The 17,906-nt window shown below is 59.1% G+C and carries 15 protein-coding genes; 13 read left to right on the top strand and 2 right to left on the bottom strand.

Features of this window, described 5'->3' with window-relative positions:
• Window positions 1–22: 22 nt before the first annotated feature.
• From ACFOZ5_RS18555 to ACFOZ5_RS18585, 7 genes are all read left to right on the top strand, one after another.
• Window positions 23–1,384 (top strand): Wzz/FepE/Etk N-terminal domain-containing protein, encoded by a 1,362-nt coding sequence (locus tag ACFOZ5_RS18555; protein ID WP_379890151.1) that lies wholly within the window; start codon window positions 23–25, stop codon window positions 1,382–1,384.
• Complete coding sequence (locus ACFOZ5_RS18560) at window positions 1,381–2,262, top strand: CpsD/CapB family tyrosine-protein kinase (RefSeq protein WP_379890153.1); 882 nt, start codon at window positions 1,381–1,383, stop codon at window positions 2,260–2,262. The genes ACFOZ5_RS18555 and ACFOZ5_RS18560 overlap by 4 nt, the downstream gene beginning before the upstream one ends.
• 83 nt (window positions 2,263–2,345) lie before the next feature.
• Complete coding sequence (locus ACFOZ5_RS18565) at window positions 2,346–3,620, top strand: polysaccharide biosynthesis protein GumE (protein WP_379890155.1); 1,275 nt, start codon at window positions 2,346–2,348, stop codon at window positions 3,618–3,620.
• Window positions 3,617–4,744, top strand: a complete 1,128-nt coding sequence (locus tag ACFOZ5_RS18570; protein WP_379890157.1) for a glycosyltransferase family 4 protein — start codon at window positions 3,617–3,619, stop codon at window positions 4,742–4,744. The genes ACFOZ5_RS18565 and ACFOZ5_RS18570 overlap by 4 nt, the downstream gene beginning before the upstream one ends.
• On the top strand, window positions 4,744–5,868 hold the full coding sequence (locus ACFOZ5_RS18575) for a glycoside hydrolase family 5 protein (RefSeq protein WP_379890159.1): 1,125 nt from the start codon (window positions 4,744–4,746) through the stop codon (window positions 5,866–5,868). Before ACFOZ5_RS18570 ends, ACFOZ5_RS18575 begins: the two co-directional genes overlap by 1 nt.
• Before the next feature lie 131 nt (window positions 5,869–5,999).
• The gene (locus ACFOZ5_RS18580; protein ID WP_379890161.1) at window positions 6,000–7,109 is read left to right on the top strand and encodes a glycosyltransferase; all 1,110 of its coding nucleotides are present in this window, start codon (window positions 6,000–6,002) and stop codon (window positions 7,107–7,109) included.
• Entirely contained in the window at window positions 7,106–7,891 is a 786-nt protein-coding gene (locus tag ACFOZ5_RS18585) for a WecB/TagA/CpsF family glycosyltransferase (RefSeq protein WP_379890163.1), read from the top strand. The genes ACFOZ5_RS18580 and ACFOZ5_RS18585 overlap by 4 nt, the downstream gene beginning before the upstream one ends.
• A 59-nt stretch (window positions 7,892–7,950) precedes the next feature.
• Here ACFOZ5_RS18585 and ACFOZ5_RS18590 read toward each other — a convergent pair whose 3' ends face one another.
• On the bottom strand, window positions 7,951–9,168 hold the full coding sequence (locus tag ACFOZ5_RS18590) for a hypothetical protein (RefSeq protein ID WP_379890165.1): 1,218 nt from the start codon (window positions 9,166–9,168) through the stop codon (window positions 7,951–7,953).
• A gap of 408 nt (window positions 9,169–9,576) precedes the next feature.
• On the opposite strand from ACFOZ5_RS18590, the gene murB reads away from it, so the two are divergent.
• A complete protein-coding gene (gene murB / locus ACFOZ5_RS18595; protein WP_379890167.1) occupies window positions 9,577–10,650 on the top strand; it encodes a UDP-N-acetylmuramate dehydrogenase in 1,074 nt (357 codons plus the stop codon).
• Window positions 10,651–10,652: 2 nt separating this feature from the next.
• Window positions 10,653–11,651 (top strand): glycosyltransferase, encoded by a 999-nt coding sequence (locus ACFOZ5_RS18600; protein WP_379890169.1) that lies wholly within the window; start codon window positions 10,653–10,655, stop codon window positions 11,649–11,651.
• Between the two features lie 30 nt (window positions 11,652–11,681).
• Here the strand turns inward: ACFOZ5_RS18600 and ACFOZ5_RS18605 are convergent, their stop codons facing one another.
• The gene (locus ACFOZ5_RS18605; RefSeq protein ID WP_379890171.1) at window positions 11,682–13,136 is read right to left on the bottom strand and encodes an undecaprenyl-phosphate glucose phosphotransferase; all 1,455 of its coding nucleotides are present in this window, start codon (window positions 13,134–13,136) and stop codon (window positions 11,682–11,684) included.
• Window positions 13,137–13,937: 801 nt separating this feature from the next.
• On the opposite strand from ACFOZ5_RS18605, the gene ACFOZ5_RS18610 reads away from it, so the two are divergent.
• The 4 genes from ACFOZ5_RS18610 (at window position 13,938) to ACFOZ5_RS18625 (ending at window position 17,893) form a co-directional block, all read left to right on the top strand.
• Entirely contained in the window at window positions 13,938–14,108 is a 171-nt protein-coding gene (locus tag ACFOZ5_RS18610) for a DUF1328 domain-containing protein (RefSeq protein ID WP_379890173.1), read from the top strand.
• A gap of 319 nt (window positions 14,109–14,427) precedes the next feature.
• Window positions 14,428–16,275, top strand: coding sequence for a cation:proton antiporter (locus tag ACFOZ5_RS18615; protein ID WP_379890175.1), 1,848 nt, complete (start codon window positions 14,428–14,430; stop codon window positions 16,273–16,275).
• Between the two features lie 10 nt (window positions 16,276–16,285).
• The gene (locus ACFOZ5_RS18620) at window positions 16,286–17,494 is read left to right on the top strand and encodes a cation:proton antiporter (protein WP_379890177.1); all 1,209 of its coding nucleotides are present in this window, start codon (window positions 16,286–16,288) and stop codon (window positions 17,492–17,494) included.
• A gap of 3 nt (window positions 17,495–17,497) precedes the next feature.
• A complete protein-coding gene (locus ACFOZ5_RS18625) occupies window positions 17,498–17,893 on the top strand; it encodes a nuclear transport factor 2 family protein (RefSeq protein ID WP_379890179.1) in 396 nt (131 codons plus the stop codon).
• Window positions 17,894–17,906: the final 13 nt, after the last annotated feature.

Raw genomic sequence — 17,906 nt, forward strand, 5'->3', positions numbered from 1 at the left:
AACCGCTTCCAGGGAGAGAGGCATGAGCCTGAGCAGTCTGTTGAGAATCCTGTTGGCTCGATGGTGGATCACGGCGGCGCTCGTCGTGGTCTGCGTTGGCGCCATGAGCGTGGTATCCATGTTCATGCCACGCAAGTACGCCGCGTCCACCGAGCTGATCATGGAGGGCAAGGTGCAGGACCGGGTGACCGGGGAGACGGTCTCCGCGCGTTCGGGTTATATGTCGACGCAGTCAGAAATTATCCGCAGCCGGCGGGTAGCGGAGCGCGTCTATGAATACCTTCCTGAAGACGTCCGGGCGCTGGTGGATCAACGGGCTGCTGAAGAGCAGGCTGAAGGTAAAGTGAATCCCGCTGGTTGGCTGTCTGGCTACGTTCGCCGGAATCTCACTGTCGAGCCCGGCAAGGACAGCAGTGTGATGACGATTTCCATGACCGCTGAAGATCCCCAGGTGGCTGCGGGGGCGCTCAACAGCCTGGCAACCGCCTATATTGATACCAGCATCGAACTGCGCACGGATCCGGCGCGACGCTTCTCAAAGTGGTACCAGGATCAGCTGGATGTGCTCAGGGGAAATCTGCGGGAAGCGCGGAAGAATTTTTCCGACTTCCAGCAGAAGCATGGCATCGTCGGTATGAATGAACAGCTGGATCTGGAGAACGCCCGGCTGGCGGAGCTGTCTTCCCGCCTGGTGGAGGCCCAGGACCAGAGTACCCAGGACCAGTTGCGTAGTGGCGAGGGGGCCGACGCTTCCATTCCCAACAGTGCGGCGATCCAGAGTCTGCGCTCCGAGCTGAGCCGAGCCCAGGCGGAACTGGAGGAAATGTCGACGCGTTATGGCGAACGCCACCCGGAATACCGCCGTCAGCTTGCCGAAGTGCAGGCCTTGCGTCAGAGCCTGGCCACCGAACGTGGCATTGCTGCCCGTAGCCTGAATTCAACGGCCGAAGTCTCTGAAAGCCGGTTGCAGGAGCTCCAGCAGGCCTTTGATCAGCAAAAAGAACGGGTTTTATCGCTGAAGGCCAAGCGGGACGAACTGGATCTCCTGCAGCAGGAAGTCCAGATGGCCCAGGAGGCCTATAACGCGGCCTCCGGAAGAGCCCAGTCAAATTCCCTGGAAAGCAGGCTGGCCGAGGCCAGCGTGACCGTGCTCAACAAGGCCGTTCCGCCCTCGTTGCCCTCATCACCCAATATCAAGCTCAACCTGGTGATTGCCACGGTGCTGGGCTTTCTGCTTGGAGTAGCGCTTTCATTGTTACTCGAACTCGCCAATCGCAGGGTGCGGAGCCGGTCGGATATCGAGGAAACCCTGGGTATTCCGGTGCTCGCCTATCTACCTGATACCGCAGGTACCTATCGCCAGAGAGAGGCTCGGACGGTATGACTGAAGTAGCGCTTCCGCTATTCCGGGATGGCTCCCATATCCCGAACCAGACTGACCTGATGGGCCGGCTCATGGTTCAGAAGGGGCTGATCCATGGTGATGACCTGGACCGGATACTGGGTCTGCAGAAACAGAAAGGGATCCGTTTTGGCGAGGCTGCCCAGTCCCTGGGGCTGGTCACTGCTGAGGATGTGAAAGCCGTTCTTGCCGAGCAATTTGCCTATCCCGTGGTGGCTCGCCCGGCAAGTGAGGTCAGTCTGCACCCGAGGGTGATCGCGGCATACCAGCCAACCCATCCCCGGGTAGAGGCCCTGCGCAGTCTCCGTAGCGAACTGATGCTGCGCTATTTCAATCGGCCTGATAACAAAGTACTGGCGGTGGTCGGCGTGGACGGCGAGTCGGGTATCCGGGACCTGGCAACCAATCTGGCGGTGGTCATCGCGCAGACCGGTGCCCGCACCCTGCTGATTGACGGCAACCTGCGGGACCCGTCGCTCCATGAATGGTTCGGTCTGCCCAACCTGCGGGGGCTGTCCGATGCCCTGGCGGGACGTTCATCGGCTATTCCCCGTCACTGTCCTCCCCTGGATTCCCTTTGGCTCCTGAATGGTGGCACCGTCGCGCCAAACCCACAGGAGTTGCTGGCCCATAAACGCTATCAGACCCTGATGGCCCAGTTGGTACCGAAATTCGATGCGGTACTGATCAACACGCCAGCGCTTAACGGCAACCTGGATGCACAGCTGGTCGCAGCGCGCTCGGGTGCGGCCCTGATGGTCGCCCGGGAGAACCACACGCCGCTGAGGGCCCTGGACAAGGCGACGCATCGCCTCAGGGAGCTGGGGGTCGCCATTACCGGGGTTGCCCTTTCACACTGATGTCATGCCCGGAAGCCTTGCTGTAGCCGGGGAACACTTAACGGGCATCGCAGTATCAGCGGTGGCCCGAGGCAGGGAAGGTCATGCCAGCAGAGTATCCGGCTCAACATGTGTTGCTGAGGCCACTTGTCATGGCCATTGTGGTCGGGGCCGTGTGCTACCAGCTGGCACTATGTCTGATTAATACCCACCTGTTCCCGGCATCCCGGGCGATGGTTGGTCTGGCGGAAGCCATGCTGATGCTCGCTTGTTTGCCACTGCTGTTGCCCAGGTTCCTCCCGGGCGTGGTCATACTGGCCTCACTGACCGGCGCCACGCTGTTACTGCTTGCGCTTTTCCGGGGTGGGCTGGATATCAAGGGGTTTCGTGATGTCCTGATTCCGTTGTGGTTTTTCTGGCTAGGCAAGAATGTTGGCGACGTCGGGCTGGCGGACCGGATTCTGAAGATTGCGATCGCGGTGGTTCTGGTGGTGGGTTTCTACGAGCTGTTTGCCCTGGAGAGCTTCACGAACTTCCTGGACATCTTCGGTTATTACGTGAACATCGGCAGCCTGGAAGAAATCACCGAGTACGAACGGGATAGCCGGCTGCAGATGAACGGCATACGGCCCGAGGATATGGGGCGAACCCTGTTGCCATGGTTGCTGGACAACCACCGGGTGTCATCGGTCTTTCTGGAGCCGGTGTCGCTGGGTAACTTTGCCACCCTGGTTGTGGCCTGGGGGCTCAGCAAGGGGCGTGACGAAAAGGGCCTGATGTGGCTGTTCGTCGCCGCCGGTATCACCATGATGGTGCTGGCCGATTCCCGTTTTGCGTTGCTGTCGGTGAGTCTTCTGGTATTTGTCCGGGTCGCTTTCCGGGGCTGGATGCTGTACCTGCCTGCTGCCATGCCCATTCTGGTTATGGGAGCGCTGGTGGCCCTGGGTATGTTCAGTGGCATCGGGTACAGCGACACGTTCATCGGTCGTCTTGTCACCAGTGCCTGGGCGTTGATGAGCTTTGATACACAGATGCTGCTGGGCGCTGATGGCGGAGCCTGGTTCCCGGACCAGGGGTATGCTCACCTTCTCTCCAGTTTTGGCATTGTCCTGGTGATGGGTTTCTGGCTGACCATCTGGATGATGCAGATGCCGGATGAACGGGCTGCCCGCTTTCGCTGCTTCGCAGCCATTTATATTTCGCTGATTCTTACCATCAGCGGTACATCGTTGTTCGCAATGAAGACCTCAGCCCTGCTGTGGTTTCTGTTTGGTGCCATTCTCGCCGATCCTGCCCGCCTGCCGATACCGCGGCACCTCAGGTCTGGTTGGGCCGGCTGGACTGGTTTGGCGACTCATCGCAAGGAGGCAGACGCATGAGTCTGAATGTTGTACATGTAATCCGGCAGTATTATCCCTCGGTGGGCGGCATGGAGGATGTGGTTCGGAATATCGCATCCTGCCAGCGGTCGTCCGGCCGTCAGAATGCCTCCATCGTCACATTGAACCGCCTGTTCCGTAATTCGGACGAAGTGCTGGATGCCGACGAGGTGGTGGATGGCGTACCAGTGACCCGTCTTCCCTACCGGGGCTCCAGCCGTTACCCCTTGTGTCCGTCGGTGCTGCGGGAGATTGACCGCGCTGATGTGGTCCACGTTCACGGGGTGGATTTTTTCTTCGATTACCTGGCGATAACCCGGCTGATGCATCGCCGGCCATTACTGGTGTCGACCCACGGCGGTTTTTTTCACACCGACTTTGCCAGCCGGCTGAAAGAGCTCTGGTTCAATACCATTACCCGAGCCTCCTCCTTCGCCTACGACCGTATTGTTGCCACCAGTGAAAATGACGGACGCCGTTTTCGTGACATTGTTCCCGAAAGCCGGCTGGAGGTCATCGAGAATGGCGTGAATACGGATAAATATGCGGGCAAGGGCTCTCGGGAAATTAACCGCACGCTGATCTATTTCGGTCGCTGGTCCTCCAACAAGGGGCTACTGGAGACACTGGATCTCATGCGGGTACTGCGCAGGCAGGATCCTCGCTGGCACCTGATCATCGCCGGGCGTGAATACGACTTCAGCCTGGAGACACTCGATCAGGAGGTCCGTCGGCGGGACCTTGCGGATGGCGCAGTGACGCTTGAGGCGAGCCCGTCCGATCAGCGGTTGTCAGAGCTGATGGGCCAGGCCGCCTGGTTTCTGTGCCTTTCCCGCCATGAGGGGTTCGGGCTGGCGGCGATCGAGGCCATGAGCGCAGGGCTTACGCCGGTTCTGAGCGGTATCCCTCCGTTTCGCAAGCTGACCGACGCATCGGGTATCGGCATCACCGCCGACGCTGGTTCACCTGAAGCCCTCGCTGCGCAACTCCACAAGCTGTACGACCAGGGCCAGGCTGCCCATGAAACGCGGCGGGAAGAGGCGATGACGTTTGCCCGTCAGTACAGTTGGCCGCGTATTGCGGACCGATACATTGACCTTTACGACACACTGGGAGGTTCCTGATGACTCGCTACCGCCACTCTCGCAGAACGGGTTCCCGACGCGCGGTCCGGGGGCTGCTGCCCTGGTTCGCCGGGCTTGTTCTGGGGCTCGCCGGTCTGTCTTCAGCCTCAGCCGTCTGCCTGCAGGAGGCACCACTGCGTGGGGTCAACCTGTCGGGAGCGGAGTTCAACAGCAAGAATATCCCGGGAGAACTGTTCACCGATTACACCTATCCGTCGCCATCGGATTTCCAGTATTTCGCCGAGAAGGGAGCCAATCTGGTTCGCCTGCCCGTGCGCTGGGAAAGGGTGCAGCGAGAGCTTGGCGGCGAGCTGCACGAGAGCGAGCTTAACCAGATCCGCAAGGCCGTAGTCAACGCCCGGAGCCATGGCCAGTGCCTGCTGATCGACCTGCACAACTACTCCGGCTATGAAGGGGATATCATCGGCGAGGGCAGGGTAACCACCGCCCACCTCATTGATTTCTGGTCAAGGCTGGCATCAGAGCTGGACGATGCGGACCATGTGGCCCTTGGCCTGATGAACGAACCTTATCGTATGGACATTGCCGATTGGGCAGACGTTGCCCAGGAGACGGTAACCGCGTTGCGCGAACGGCAGATCCCTCATCTGATTGCCGTGTCCGGTGGTCGCTGGAGTGGTGTACACGAGTGGTTCAAGATCAAGACCGGCAGCAGTAACGCAGTGGAATTTGCCGACTTTCACGATCCGCTGGACCGGAGCGTGCTCGAGGTGCATCAATACCTGAATGAGGGCTACTCCGGAACCAGGGCGGATTGCCTGCCCCCCGAGCACTTCGACAGCATGTTCAGCAATATTTCCCAATGGGCTGATGACAACGATCAACGGCTGTTCCTGGGGGAGTTCGGCTCACCGCCACGGCAAGAATGCCTGGCGTCGCTGGAGCGGGTCCTGGAGAAGACCAATGATCCCCTGACCTGGCGGGGCTGGGCCTACTGGGCGGCCGGAGCCTGGTGGGGGGACTATTTCCTGACAGTACACCCCAGGAACGGAGTAGATCGTCCGCAGATGAGCGTCCTTGAGGACTATTTCCAGAACTGGTCTTGCGCCGATGTGACCAACGGCCGCTGCCCTGAACCCCCTGAAAATCTGGCTGCGGACTAAAGCAGAAAAAGGATACAAAAGCCATGGAATCAGCGATACGCAAACCTGTTGCGCGTACGGGCAGTAACGGAACAAACCCAGGTCAGGGGCAGCCAGCGGCCCCAGCCCCGGCACGCCGTTTGGGGTCCGGGTTGCGCTACCTGGTGCTCTCCGCCCACGACTACCGCTCGCCCCGCAAGGCAAATATCCACTTTATTGCCCGGGAGCTGGCAAAACGCGGTGAGACCCGGTTTTTCTCTCTCCGTTACAGTCTGTTGTCCCGTCATAAAGGTGATCCGAGATTGTCACTGGATCGCCGCGCCAACCGGGTCGAGAAGCTTGATGGTGTCGAATGCTACCTCTGGAAAACGCCGATTCACCCGTTCAACACCCGACGCCCGGATCTTCGCAGGCTCGAGGACCTGATGTTCCGGGGCTACGTGGCACTGGCCAGCCGGGTCCTGAAGCGCTGGTTATCGGAGGCCGATGTGGTGGTGTTCGAGAGTGGTGTCGCGCCAATATTCTTTGAGCTGGCCAAACGACTCAACCCCAAGGTCAGGACCATCTACATTGCGTCCGACGACCTGGATACCATTGAGGTGGCGGATTTCGTCAAGGAGGCGTTCCGTAAGGCGGCACCCCGGATGGATACCATCCGCGTACCGTCCCGTACGCTGGTGGACAGCATACCCTCGAAGGGCAACATTGCACTGGTTCCCCATGGTATCGACCATAAGCTTTCGTCGGGCCAGACACCTTCACCCTACAGGGATGCCCTTAACGCCGTATCGGTGGGGTCGATGCTCTTCGACCCCACGTTTTTCGCAGAGGCTTCCCACCGTTTCCCGAATGTGCATTTCCATATTATCGGTTGTGGGCAACCCCACCATCCGTCCTATGGTCCCAACGTGACCGTCTACGATGAGATGCCCCACGAGGAAACCGTTCGTTATATACGTCACGCCGATATTGGTATTGCGCCCTACCGTTCGGAGGCGGTCCCGGCCTACCTGGCGGATACCTCCATGAAGTTGATCCAGTACGACTTCTTCGGCGTGCCTGCGGTCTGCCCCCATGCGGTAGTCGGGGGCTATGCCAGTCGGTTTGGCTATAAGCCCGGGGATGGTGTCTCGGTGGAGCAGGCCATGAATCAGGCCCTGCAAGCGCCCCACGAGTCGTCCCGGAAACACCTGAGCTGGTCGGAGGTGACGGACAGGATCCTGGCGCCGGCCGAATTTGATGATGCACGGGTGTCGCCATGACCGCGTACGAGAAACCTGATCCGTTTCCCGTCCTGCCACTGGCAGGCTACCCGGTGTCCGCATTGACCACGGAAGAGCTGAAGACGCAGTTGATCCGGGATCTGGCTCGGGGGCGGAGGCGGATGCTGTTCTTCGTGAATACCAACTTCGTCAACCAGTGCACGGCCCTGAAACCGGAGTTTAAGCAGCCTGAGGTGATTCTGGTGAATGATGGTATCGGTATGGATATCGCCAGCCTGCTGATTCATCAGCGCCGTTACCCGGACAACCTGAACGGCACCGACTTTGTACCAGCACTGCTGGAAACGCTGGTGGCACGTTATCACAGCGGCGACGGCGAGGTTGCTGCCCCGCCGTCGGTGTTCCTGCTGGGTGCCAAGCCCGGTGTGGCTCGTCAGGCCGCCAGGGTGCTGGAAGATAGGGGAGTGTTGGTGGCCGGTGCCCTGGACGGGTACGACGAGTCGGCCGACAACAATCGTGTGCTAGCGGACATGAATGCCAGCGGTGCTGATATTGTGCTTGTTGCAACAGGCAACCCGCGTCAGGAAACCTGGATCCTGGCAAACGCGCCGTCACTGGATGCCCGGCTTCTCATCGGTGTAGGGGCCCTGCTGGACTTTCTGGCCGGAGACAAGCCCAGGGCTCCGGAAATCATCCGCCGGCTGCACCTGGAATGGTTATATCGTCTGAGCCTGGAACCCCGGCGGCTGGCCCGTCGATATACTGTCGACATTGGCCATTTTCTGATTCGCTGTTTCCGGGAAAGAGAGCAGGGGACATAGCCTGACAAGGTCAGGCCCTGTCAGGCCCTGTCAGGCCCTGTCAGGCAATGCCTCAGATACTAGAGCGCCAGGTCCAGGCCGACCTTGACGATGGTTGCGTCGAACTCCCGGTCGTCCACTGGGGAACTGCGGTCCACCCAGGTGCTGCGAAGGTAAAACGCCAGGGTTTCGTTCATCTGGTAGCGGGCGGTCAAGGGGTTGATAACCTGCAGTTCTTCAGTGCGGGATTCGCGGTTGGTATTGGTATCAAAACGGTTGTTAGACCAGGAATAGCCGCTGCTGAGCAGGATCTTGGGGGTGGCCTGCCACTCGGCGTCAATATAGATGCGTTCGATTTCAGAGGGGCTGTTCGCGGTTTCACCGATGGCCGGCTCTGTGTACTGCACACCGGTGGTCAGTCTGGTCTTGTAGGTGGGCTTCCAGCGTGCCTCAATCAGGGCGTAGCCTCCTGAGCCATCGTTGGCTTCACCGTCCCGTTCGAAGAACCCCAACCGGCCCTCCAACTGGGTTTTCGGACTGATTACCCAGTTGGTTTCCAGTTCTACGGTCCAGTAGTCGTAATCAAGGTCGTCCCGGTCCGGAATGTCCTCCGGCCGCGTCCGGTTCTGGTTGGGGTATTCACGATCCCCATGGATAAGGTTGATGCCGGCAGAGGAATTGCGGTCACTGACATAGGATGCCCCGACGGAAACCTGTTCATCAATGTAATCGAGAGCCGTCTGGGTTTCGTTGGAATGCTCCTGCTCCACGCGTTGCGCCCTGACAGGTATGTTCCAGTGTGGCCCCAGCGAATAGACCAGCCCTCCCCGGACAGTTTCATCCGTGAGGATGTCCCTCCCCTCGAACTCGGCGCGGTCAACCAGCTGCTCGGTCTGGCTCCAGGAAAGAGAAGGTTTGAATCGGCTACCGATGCTACCCTGCCAGCCGACGCCGCCAGACCAGATGGAGGTGTCCAGCTCATCCCGTTCGTCAAACCTGTAACGGGTAACGGCGGCCCTGGCGTTAAAGTGTTGGCGGCTCAGGGTCTGGTTCAGGCGAATCCCGGCCTTTCCGGTTGTGATCTGTTCCGGGTCATTATCGGGGAGACGATCGTAGTTGCTGTCGCGGGTGTGGCCCAGATCCACATTGAACTGGAAGCGGTCCGGTCGTTCGGATTCCTGGGCGGCCACGGGGGATGCCATGAACAGCAATGCAGCCATGGTTACTGGCAGGTGACGGTGGCGTGTAACGTCAGAGAAAGCGGGCAGAGCAAATAGCATGTTCGTCCGTGTACCCATGTTGGAAGTCCTTTAACCTGGCAACGCATCGGTTGACGGAATGCTTTTCTCGTCTGTGGGGCAAAGGGTGCTGAAAGGGTATTCTACATGCGGCCCCCGGTGCCGCCAGGATACTGATTTTATTGAGTCAAGTTACCCGATTCATGGGCATAATAAAAGCGTCAGGAACCCTGTGGGGATTACCGTTCGTGTTGGTCCTGGTTAATAAAATGTCATGTTAAATTGCCGACTCGAGGATCATTGCCACAGCGGTCGTCCAGGGGTCCGTCGCGTTTGTGGACGGCTGAGTGCGTTGCAATTTATGTGTATCCTTTGCTGATGTTTCGGGCGGCATCGTACCGGCAGGGAAGCGCTGGTTTCCGTCGTGCGGTCACCAGTGACAAACGTAATGGAGGGATCACCAGTCTGATGAACGGAACTCATGACAGGGACGTGGCCGGTCAGGCGTCCGGAGTGATGGAACACCCTGCCACCATCAATGCCGGTATCATAAGGGAGCTGGAAGCCATTGTGCCCGGTGGCGTGAAAACCAACGTGCCACTGGAGCAGGTCAGTCGTTGGCGGGTAGGCGGGCCAGCCAGGTTGGTATTGCAGCCACGTTCAGCGTGGCAGCTGCAGCAGGTAATGACCTACGTCAGCCGGCACCAGTTGCCCTATGTGGTGCTGGGCTCCACCTCTAATCTGCTGTTTGCCGATGAAGGCATCGATGTCCTGGTGGTCCAGATCGGGTCTGCGCTATCAGGCTTTCAGGTCGAGGGAGCCCGGGTACGGAGCGAGGCTGGCCTTTGGGTGCCCGGCTTCGCCCGTCAACTGGCCCTGGCGGGGCTCACGGGTGCCGAGCATACCTGCGGTATTCCCGGCACCCTGGGAGGACTGATCTGCATGAACGGTGGCAGTCAGCGCAAGGGGATTGGAGATCACCTGATTGACGTGGTTTCCGTTACGCCGGAAGGAGAACGAAGGGTCCGCAGCCGCCAGGAGTGTGATTTCAGATACCGGCACTCGGTGTTCCAAAGCCTGCGGGAAATCATCGTCAGCGCCCGTTTCCGGTTCCGTCGGGCTGAATCCTGCCAGTCGGTGCGTCGTGAAATGCTGGGCATCCTTGCACAGCGGCGGCGCAAGTTCCCGCGTAAGCTGCCGAACTGTGGTTCGGTGTTTGTAAGCGATCCGGCAATGTATGCTGAGTTCGGGCCGCCGGGGGCCGTGATCGAGCAGTGCGGACTCAAGGGTTCCCGGGTCGGAGGTGCGATGATTTCCCCCCTGCATGCCAATTTCATCGTGAATCATGATCACGCCCGGGCGCTGGATATCCTGACATTGATCAGCCTGGCGCGTTGCCGCGTGCGGGACAGGACCGGGTACGATATGGTGGCTGAGGTGTGCTACGTATCCCCCTGCGGGGATATTACCCCGGCTCATATCAAGGCCGATGAACTGGTGGCAATCGGGGCTGCCGTCACCGGATCCATGAAAAGGAGTTGAGGATGTCCCGGGTTACCGTGGTATCGGTGTTTTATAATCGCGCAGCGCTGGTGGAGGAATCGGTTCGAAGCCTCCAGTGCCAGACCCTGGATGACTACGAGATATTGCTGGTGGATGACGGTTCATCCGATGACACCCTGAACCGGCTACGGCTCTTTGAAGATCACCGGACAAGGGTGGTTTCCGGTCCCAACCAGGGCTTGGTCGGGGCGCTGAATGGCGCTATTGCCCAGGCCAGAGGGCAGTACATTGCGATCCACGGCAGCGGCGATGTTTCCTTTCCGCAACGGCTGGCGCTTCAGGCAGAGGTGCTGGACAAGCGTACGGATGTGGGTGTGGTGGGGTGCCGCTCGGAAATCGTCACCATGCAGAGTTCCCGGCCTCCACACATCGACAAGCAGGCTTACGATGGTGCTGCCCATAAGCTGATTCTCGACTGGAACCCGTTCCATCATGGTGAGGTGATGTTCCGCAAGGCGCTGTTCGATCAGGTGGGGGGGTATCGGCCGTTCTTTGTATGCGGGCAGGATCGGGACCTGTGGTGTCGCATGAGTCAACACTGCCATTTTCTGGTGCTCGGCGACGTGCTCTATCGGAAGTTCACCAAGGTGCCCGGCTCGGTGGCGGCTGATCCGCACCGGCTGATGTTGCAGCGGTATCTTTCCGACTTCGCCCTTTACTGCCATCGCGAACGGCTGGCGGGAAGGCCAGACCCGTTGAGCTGCCATGGCGAGCAGGGGGCATTGTTCCGCCCACCCAGCCGGAGGTTGGCCAGGGAAATGTGTGTCATTGGCAGCCGGTGTGCGGCTGATGGCGACCTGGAGACCGCCCGGATGTTCTACCGGCGTGGTCTGCAGGAGAATGGCTATCTTCCGGCCCGGATTCTGTACTTCCTGGCCGCCGCCATGCCGGGTGTGCTTCTGGGTGCAGGGGATGCCTGGAGGAAGCTGGCCCGCGTACTCCAGAAAGCGCGTTGGTCCTTCGGTTCCAGGGGAGTCTAGGGTGCCGAACGGATCAGACCAGACGTCGGGTCAGTAGGCCTGCTGTCCTACAAACCCCCGGAATACTGTCCACCACAGGATCTTGATATCCAGCCATAGCGACCAGTTACGGATGTACTCCAGGTCGTAGGCAATCCTGCCCACCATCTTGTCCATGGTTTCGGTTTCACCCCGGAACCCGTTCACCTGGGCCAGTCCGGTAATGCCTGGCTTCACCTTGTGCCGCAGCATGTAGCCCTGAATATGGTTGCGATAGAACTCATTGTGAGCCACCGCATGAGGCCTTGGGCCTATCAGAGACATGCTGCCGCCAAGGACGTTGAAAAGCTGTGGCAGCTCGTCGAGAGAGGTCCGCCGCAGCATTGCCCCGAAGGGCGTGATCCGCGGATCACCCCGCCTGGCCTGGGGAACGTCGGGACCGTCCTCACAGACTGACATGGAGCGAAATTTCCATACCTTGATCTTCTCGCCACGCACACCATAACGGGTCTGCTTGAAGAAGACCGGGCCCCGGGAGCTGAGCTTGACGCCGAGGGCAATGGCCAGCATTGGAATGGCGACGATTGCCAGGATGGCGAGACTTCCGAACAGGTCGAACAGGCGCTTGGTCCATGCCTGATCAGCCAGCGGAGAGTCATAGATGCTCACGGCCGGGATGCCCTGGATGCCGGTAAGGCGCGAGTGAAGCAGGTCAAAACTGAAAATGTCCGGAATCAGGTAGGCGGATACGGTGGTATCGGCCAGATCGTGCACCAGCTCACGAACCCTGCTTTCGGCGGCCATGGGCAGGGTGATGAATACCATGTCGATATCGCCGTTACGGGCGGCCTGCTTGAGCTGTTCCAGGTTACCCGATACCTGCACCTGATTGTCGTCGAGTCGCCGGCTCCGGTCGTCTGTCAGCATACGGTCGTCGTAGTAACCGGCGATCTGGTAGCCCATCCAGGGCAGGTTGCGAATGGCAGTGGTTACCCGCTGGCTCAGTGACGTGGCTCCAACGATGCCTATCCGACGCTGGGCTGACTGCCGGCGAAAACGGGCGAGTACCAGTCGCCGCAACCAGTGGCAGGAGATAATGGCAATGGGAACCAGGGTGAGCCACAGTGCAACGGCGCGAATGTTGATGCTGGCCATGAGTTCCATTGCCACTGCGAACACGCCGAGAACCACGGCGGTGCCGGCCCAGGCCAGTGTCAGGCGGTGAGCCAGGGCGGGTGTGGAGAAGCCCTGCCAGAGGTGATAAACCTCGTTGCTCTCCGCAAAGAACACGAAAGCAATAATGGCCAGCACACCCAGCCAGGTATAGGTATGGCTCCAGGGGGTACCCCAGAACTGGAGAACACCCCACAGGGCCAGTATCACCAGCAGACTGTCGAAAGCACGGAAGAACGCCAGGATATTGGAGCGATGAAGACGAATCGAGGCGGTGGTTCCGGAAGCTGGCGGAAGCACCGTGGCCTTCTGCTGCTTTTGCTGACTGCCCATAAATCCCTCCGTGAATATCGCAGGCTACCAAACAGGTAAAGACGATCAGGACCTGCATTTAGCGGGCCATAAATCATCAGCTGTTTTCTGCATTGCTATGATCGTTGGATTCTAAAAGAAAACCTCGGCGGAAAGACATGTAACGAAGATCGATATAAAGGGGTTTTGCGTTTTCACTTGCACCGAAATAAGGCAATTAATTCAACGATGCACAGGCTTGATGCTGATGTTATTTAAGCTTTATACGGTTTGGTTAAAGTATTTTAAGATTATGTTTTTTCAGTATTTTAATGAGTGGTTAACAAAAACGTAGTATTCCCGAAGCATTCATGGGTGTTGGTTGGGGGTGGTGTTTGGTTTCTGTTTAGATGCTGATCTATTTATATGTAATATTGGTAGTCATGTCGTTGTTGGTGTGAGTGTTTTTATTTCTGGTGTGTATTCGCAGTGAGCGTGTTTGTAAAGGTCGAGTCTTATAACGACGACAGCCTTTTAAAATGCTCGGGCCGTCCACATTCATAGCGTGAACACTCTTCTGCGGTTAAGAGCATCACCGAAAAAGTGGCGCAAGGGGAGAGTGTTTTGTCGGCTTCGTGGGTTAAGGGCCTGGTAGCCCAGACAAACAGGGGCATCTGGCGGTGTGAAGGTTTGCCGGAACACGAACGGAGCATTAAATGTTGGTCAGGACGCCCCTGATTTCTTGAGTTTTTCCCACATGCGGCCAATGGTTAAAAGGCGTTACCCAAACTCATATCCTGTTGGCGGCCCTGTTCAGGCCAAGCCAACCATAAGGAGGGAACGATGCTCTATTGGGCTGTTGTCTGTCTGATCATTGCCATTATTGCCGGCGTTCTGGGCTTTGGTGGTATTGCCGGCACGGCTGCCGGCATTGCAAAGATTCTGTTTTTCATCTTCCTTGTCCTGCTGGTAATCACGCTGGTGGCTAATGCGATGAAAGGGCGCGGTCCCTGACTCCGGTAGTAACGTGATATGACGACCAGGCCGGCTTTCTGCCGGCCTGTTTTTTGGCGATAACCGACGCTCCCGGCCTGCCTCCGCGACAGCCGTTTTCGACAGTAACACCCCGGCCCGGCCGACAGCTTCCTTTGCTGAGGGCAGGGCCCCGGCGCCCGGTTAGCCTGTTGTCCTGCCGTGTACAGCGTTTGCGCGCTGACGTATCCTGTCTATCCACTGACGTCCTTCTGGAAGGGTGATGCGCCAGCGCGTCAGGCCCGGCGGCACCTGTCCCGTCTTCACGTTTTTCAACCGAAACCAACGGAACCGGATTTCTATGAGCGTAAGCACCGTTCTCGTACTGGCCAGCATTGGCGTTGCCTCTCTCTTCTGTCAGTGGCTGGCCTGGCGGGTGCGCATGCCGGCTATCCTTTTCCTGCTTGCCGGGGGCCTGGCAGCAGGCCCGATGCTGGGCTGGCTGCAGCCGGAGCCCCTGTTTGGTGACCTGCTGTTCCCACTGATATCCCTGGCTGTGGCGGTGATCCTGTTCGAAGGCAGCCTCACCCTCAAATATCAGGAAATCAAGGGTCATGGCCGCATGGTCCGCAACCTGATACCGGTGGGGTCGGTGGTTACTGCGTTGATCGGTACCCTGGCGGCCAAGTGGGTGCTGGACGTGTCCTGGGAGGTGGCCCTGCTGTTCGGTGCCATCTCCATTGTTACCGGCCCGACGGTGATTGCGCCGCTGCTGCGTTCGGTCAGGCCCCGGCAGAACCTGGCCAACATCCTGCGCTGGGAGGGGATCATCATTGATCCGGTGGGCGCCTTGCTGGCGGTATTGGTGTTCGAGGCTATCGTCTCCTGGGGACAGGGCAACGTGTTCTGGCACTCGGTCTATATCTTCGGCAAGACGGTAGTGGTCGGGCTGGTCCTCGGTGCGGTGGCCGGATGGCTTAACGGGGTGGCGCTAAGAAAGCATTTGCTGCCGCATTACCTCCATAATGCCGGAACCCTGACGTTCATGCTCGGGGTCTACGCCCTGTCCAACGAGATGGCCCATGAATCCGGCCTGCTGACGGTAACCGTGATGGGTATCTGGATGGCCAACATGAAGATGGTGCCCATCGATGACATACTGGAGTTCAAGGAATCCCTCAGCGTTCTGCTGATTTCCGCCCTCTTCATCATACTCGCTGCACGGGTCGACTTCGGAGCTATTGCTGAACTTGGCTGGGGGTTGGTGGCGGTGCTGGCCATACTGATCCTGGTGGCACGGCCCCTGAGCATTGTGCTGTCCGCCATGGGCACCAGGCTGAACTGGCGGGAAAAGCTCTTCCTGAGCTGGATTGCTCCCCGGGGGATCGTGGCGGCGGCGGTATCGGCACTGTTTGCCTTCCAGCTTGAAAATCAGGGCTACCAGGACGCCGGTACCCTGGTGCCACTGGTATTCATGTTGATCATTGTCACTGTGACCCTCCAGAGCCTCACGGCACGTCCCATTGCCAAGGCTCTCGGGGTGGCGGAACCGGCGGCCTATGGTTTCCTGATCCTGGGGGCCAACAGTGGTGCCCGGGCCATTGCCCAGGCGTTGCAGAAGAACGAGATTCCCGTGGTGCTGACAGACACCAACTGGGAAAACGTGCGACAGGCACGCATGGACGGCCTTAAAGTTTACTTCGGCAACCCCACATCCGAGCACGCTTCCACCCACCTTGACCTGACCGGGGTGGGCAAGCTGCTGGTAATATCGCCCTATAAGCAGCTGAACTCCCTGGCCACCTACCACTTTCTGGACTGGTTCGGTGCCAATAGTGTCTACAGCTTGTCGGAAGGTGAGCAGGACCAGAAGGCCAGCCACCAGACCGCCGAGAAAATCCAGCAGACCCGTGGCCTGTTCGGTGGCCTGTCCTATCCCAAGCTGGCCAGCCTGGTAAGCCGGGGCTATATGGTAAAGACCACCCAGTTGAGCGAATCGTTCACTTACGAGGATTTTGTTGCCCGTCATGACGGCGAGGCAAGGGTGTTATTCGTCATCAACGACAAGGAGAAAATCCACCCGGTCATGGCCGGCGAGGAAATCTCGCCTGAGTCCGACTGGCAACTGATCAGCCTGCTTCCTCCCAAGGCCGCCAGAGAACGCAAGGCCGAGGAGGATTCCTCCCAGGCCAGGTCCGGCACGGCCTGATATAGCCGACATGGAGATTCCCCACTACGCGCTGGTCCTGCTGATGCTCGGTACCTTGCTGTCGCTCAGCATCCTGGCGGATATCATTGCCCGCAGGACGGCGATCCCCCGGATATCGTTACTGGTTCTGATCGGCGTTGGCGTTGCTGTGATCCAGCAATGGCTGTTGGGCCAGCCAGCCGGTCCTCTCGAGGGCCTGTCCGAGCCGATGATCCAGCTGGCGCTGGTGATGGTGGCTTTCCTGCTGGGTGGTGAGTTTACCTGGGAACGTCTGAGAACCCTGGGACCGGTGGTTGCCATATTTTCGTTCTCCGTGGTGCTGGTCAGTGGGTTTGTGGTGGGGGCGGGCCTCTGGCTGCTGGGGTTTCCGTTGATCCTTGCGATTACGCTCGGTGCCGTCTCTGTGGCAACGGATCCGGCCGCTGTAACCGAAACGATTCATGAGCAGGGTGCCGCCGATACCAGTACCGGTCGGCTGTTGCTCAGCACCGTCGCTGTGGATGATGGCTGGGGTGTCATTATATTCGGGCTGGCAATGGCGTTCCTTGGCTGGCATGGCAGCGGTGACGGGATGCAGGCTGTGCTGGTAGCGTTATGGGAGCTGGGCGGAGCCGTGGCCCTGGGGGTGATTGTGGGGGTGCCGGCTGCATGGCTGACCGGTCGGCTGGAAGCCGGTGAACCCACCCGGGTGGAGGCTATCGCCCTGATCCTGTTGCTGGCTGGAGGTGCCGCCCTGCTGCATGTGTCGGAGCTGCTGGCGGCGATGGTCGCCGGCGCGATGGTGGCCAACCTGGCCTCCCATCATAATCGCTCCTTCAGTGAGATCGAGTACCTGAAGTGGCCCTTCCTGGTGTTCTTCTTTGTGCTTGCCGGGGCCAGCCTTGACCTGGCCAATCTCACGGTGGCTGTCGGCGTCACCCTGGCGTACATCGTGCTGCGGCTTTTGGGGCGACTGGCGGGTGGCTGGTTTGGTTCCTCACTGGTGAACGCGCGGAAGGGAACATTGCCCAAGGGGCTGGGTATGGCACTGACCCCCCAGGCCGGGGTGGCAATGGGCATGGCACTGCTGGCCGGAGAGCGTTATCCGGAGTTTGCCAGTACCCTGATGGCGGTGGTGGTAGTATCTACGGTCGCCTTTGAGGCGGTCGGGCCCTGGCTGGTGCGTATCACGCTGGCCCGGGACGACTCACGAACGAAAGACAACAAGACGGAGACATAACACGTGATCGATACCCTTGAAACCTGGCATCGACTGATGCGGGACCGTGATGTGACCGGTCTGGATGACCTGCTTGCGGACGATGCGGTGTTCCACTCGCCGGTGGTCCATACGCCGCAGGAAGGCAAGGCTATTACCAGGCAGTATCTGGCGGCGGCGTTCCATGTGCTGGGCAACGATCAGTTCGAATATCTCAGAGAAATCGTGGACGGTAATAATGCGGTACTGGAGTTCCGAACCGAACTGGACGGCATCGTGATCAATGGTGTGGACATGATTCAGTGGGACGAGGAAGGGCGGATCCGGGATTTCAAGGTAATGGTGCGCCCGCTTAAGGCGGTCAACAAGCTTCATGAGAAGATGGCCGCCATGCTTGAAGCCTTGAAAAGCGCCGGCTGAGGGCGCCGGGCTT

It is taken from the genome of Marinobacter lacisalsi (genome assembly GCF_042651045.1).
Taxonomy (GTDB): Bacteria; Pseudomonadota; Gammaproteobacteria; order Pseudomonadales; family Oleiphilaceae; genus Marinobacter; species Marinobacter lacisalsi.

Excerpts from the sequence above, each read along its gene's own strand:
- ACFOZ5_RS18555 (WP_379890151.1), top strand. The coding sequence starts at position 23 with ATGAGCCTGAGCAGTCTGTTGAGAATCCTGTTGGCTCGATGGTGGATC.
- ACFOZ5_RS18560 (WP_379890153.1), top strand. The coding sequence starts at position 1,381 with ATGACTGAAGTAGCGCTTCCGCTATTCCGGGATGGCTCCCATATCCCG.
- ACFOZ5_RS18565 (WP_379890155.1), top strand. The coding sequence starts at position 2,346 with ATGCCAGCAGAGTATCCGGCTCAACATGTGTTGCTGAGGCCACTTGTC.
- ACFOZ5_RS18570 (WP_379890157.1), top strand. The coding sequence starts at position 3,617 with ATGAGTCTGAATGTTGTACATGTAATCCGGCAGTATTATCCCTCGGTG.
- ACFOZ5_RS18575 (WP_379890159.1), top strand. The coding sequence starts at position 4,744 with ATGACTCGCTACCGCCACTCTCGCAGAACGGGTTCCCGACGCGCGGTC.
- ACFOZ5_RS18585 (WP_379890163.1), top strand. The coding sequence starts at position 7,106 with ATGACCGCGTACGAGAAACCTGATCCGTTTCCCGTCCTGCCACTGGCA.
- ACFOZ5_RS18590 (WP_379890165.1), bottom strand. The coding sequence starts at position 9,168 with ATGGGTACACGGACGAACATGCTATTTGCTCTGCCCGCTTTCTCTGAC.
- murB (WP_379890167.1), top strand. The coding sequence starts at position 9,577 with ATGAACGGAACTCATGACAGGGACGTGGCCGGTCAGGCGTCCGGAGTG.
- ACFOZ5_RS18600 (WP_379890169.1), top strand. The coding sequence starts at position 10,653 with ATGTCCCGGGTTACCGTGGTATCGGTGTTTTATAATCGCGCAGCGCTG.
- ACFOZ5_RS18605 (WP_379890171.1), bottom strand. The coding sequence starts at position 13,136 with ATGGGCAGTCAGCAAAAGCAGCAGAAGGCCACGGTGCTTCCGCCAGCT.
- ACFOZ5_RS18610 (WP_379890173.1), top strand. The coding sequence starts at position 13,938 with ATGCTCTATTGGGCTGTTGTCTGTCTGATCATTGCCATTATTGCCGGC.
- ACFOZ5_RS18615 (WP_379890175.1), top strand. The coding sequence starts at position 14,428 with ATGAGCGTAAGCACCGTTCTCGTACTGGCCAGCATTGGCGTTGCCTCT.
- ACFOZ5_RS18620 (WP_379890177.1), top strand. The coding sequence starts at position 16,286 with ATGGAGATTCCCCACTACGCGCTGGTCCTGCTGATGCTCGGTACCTTG.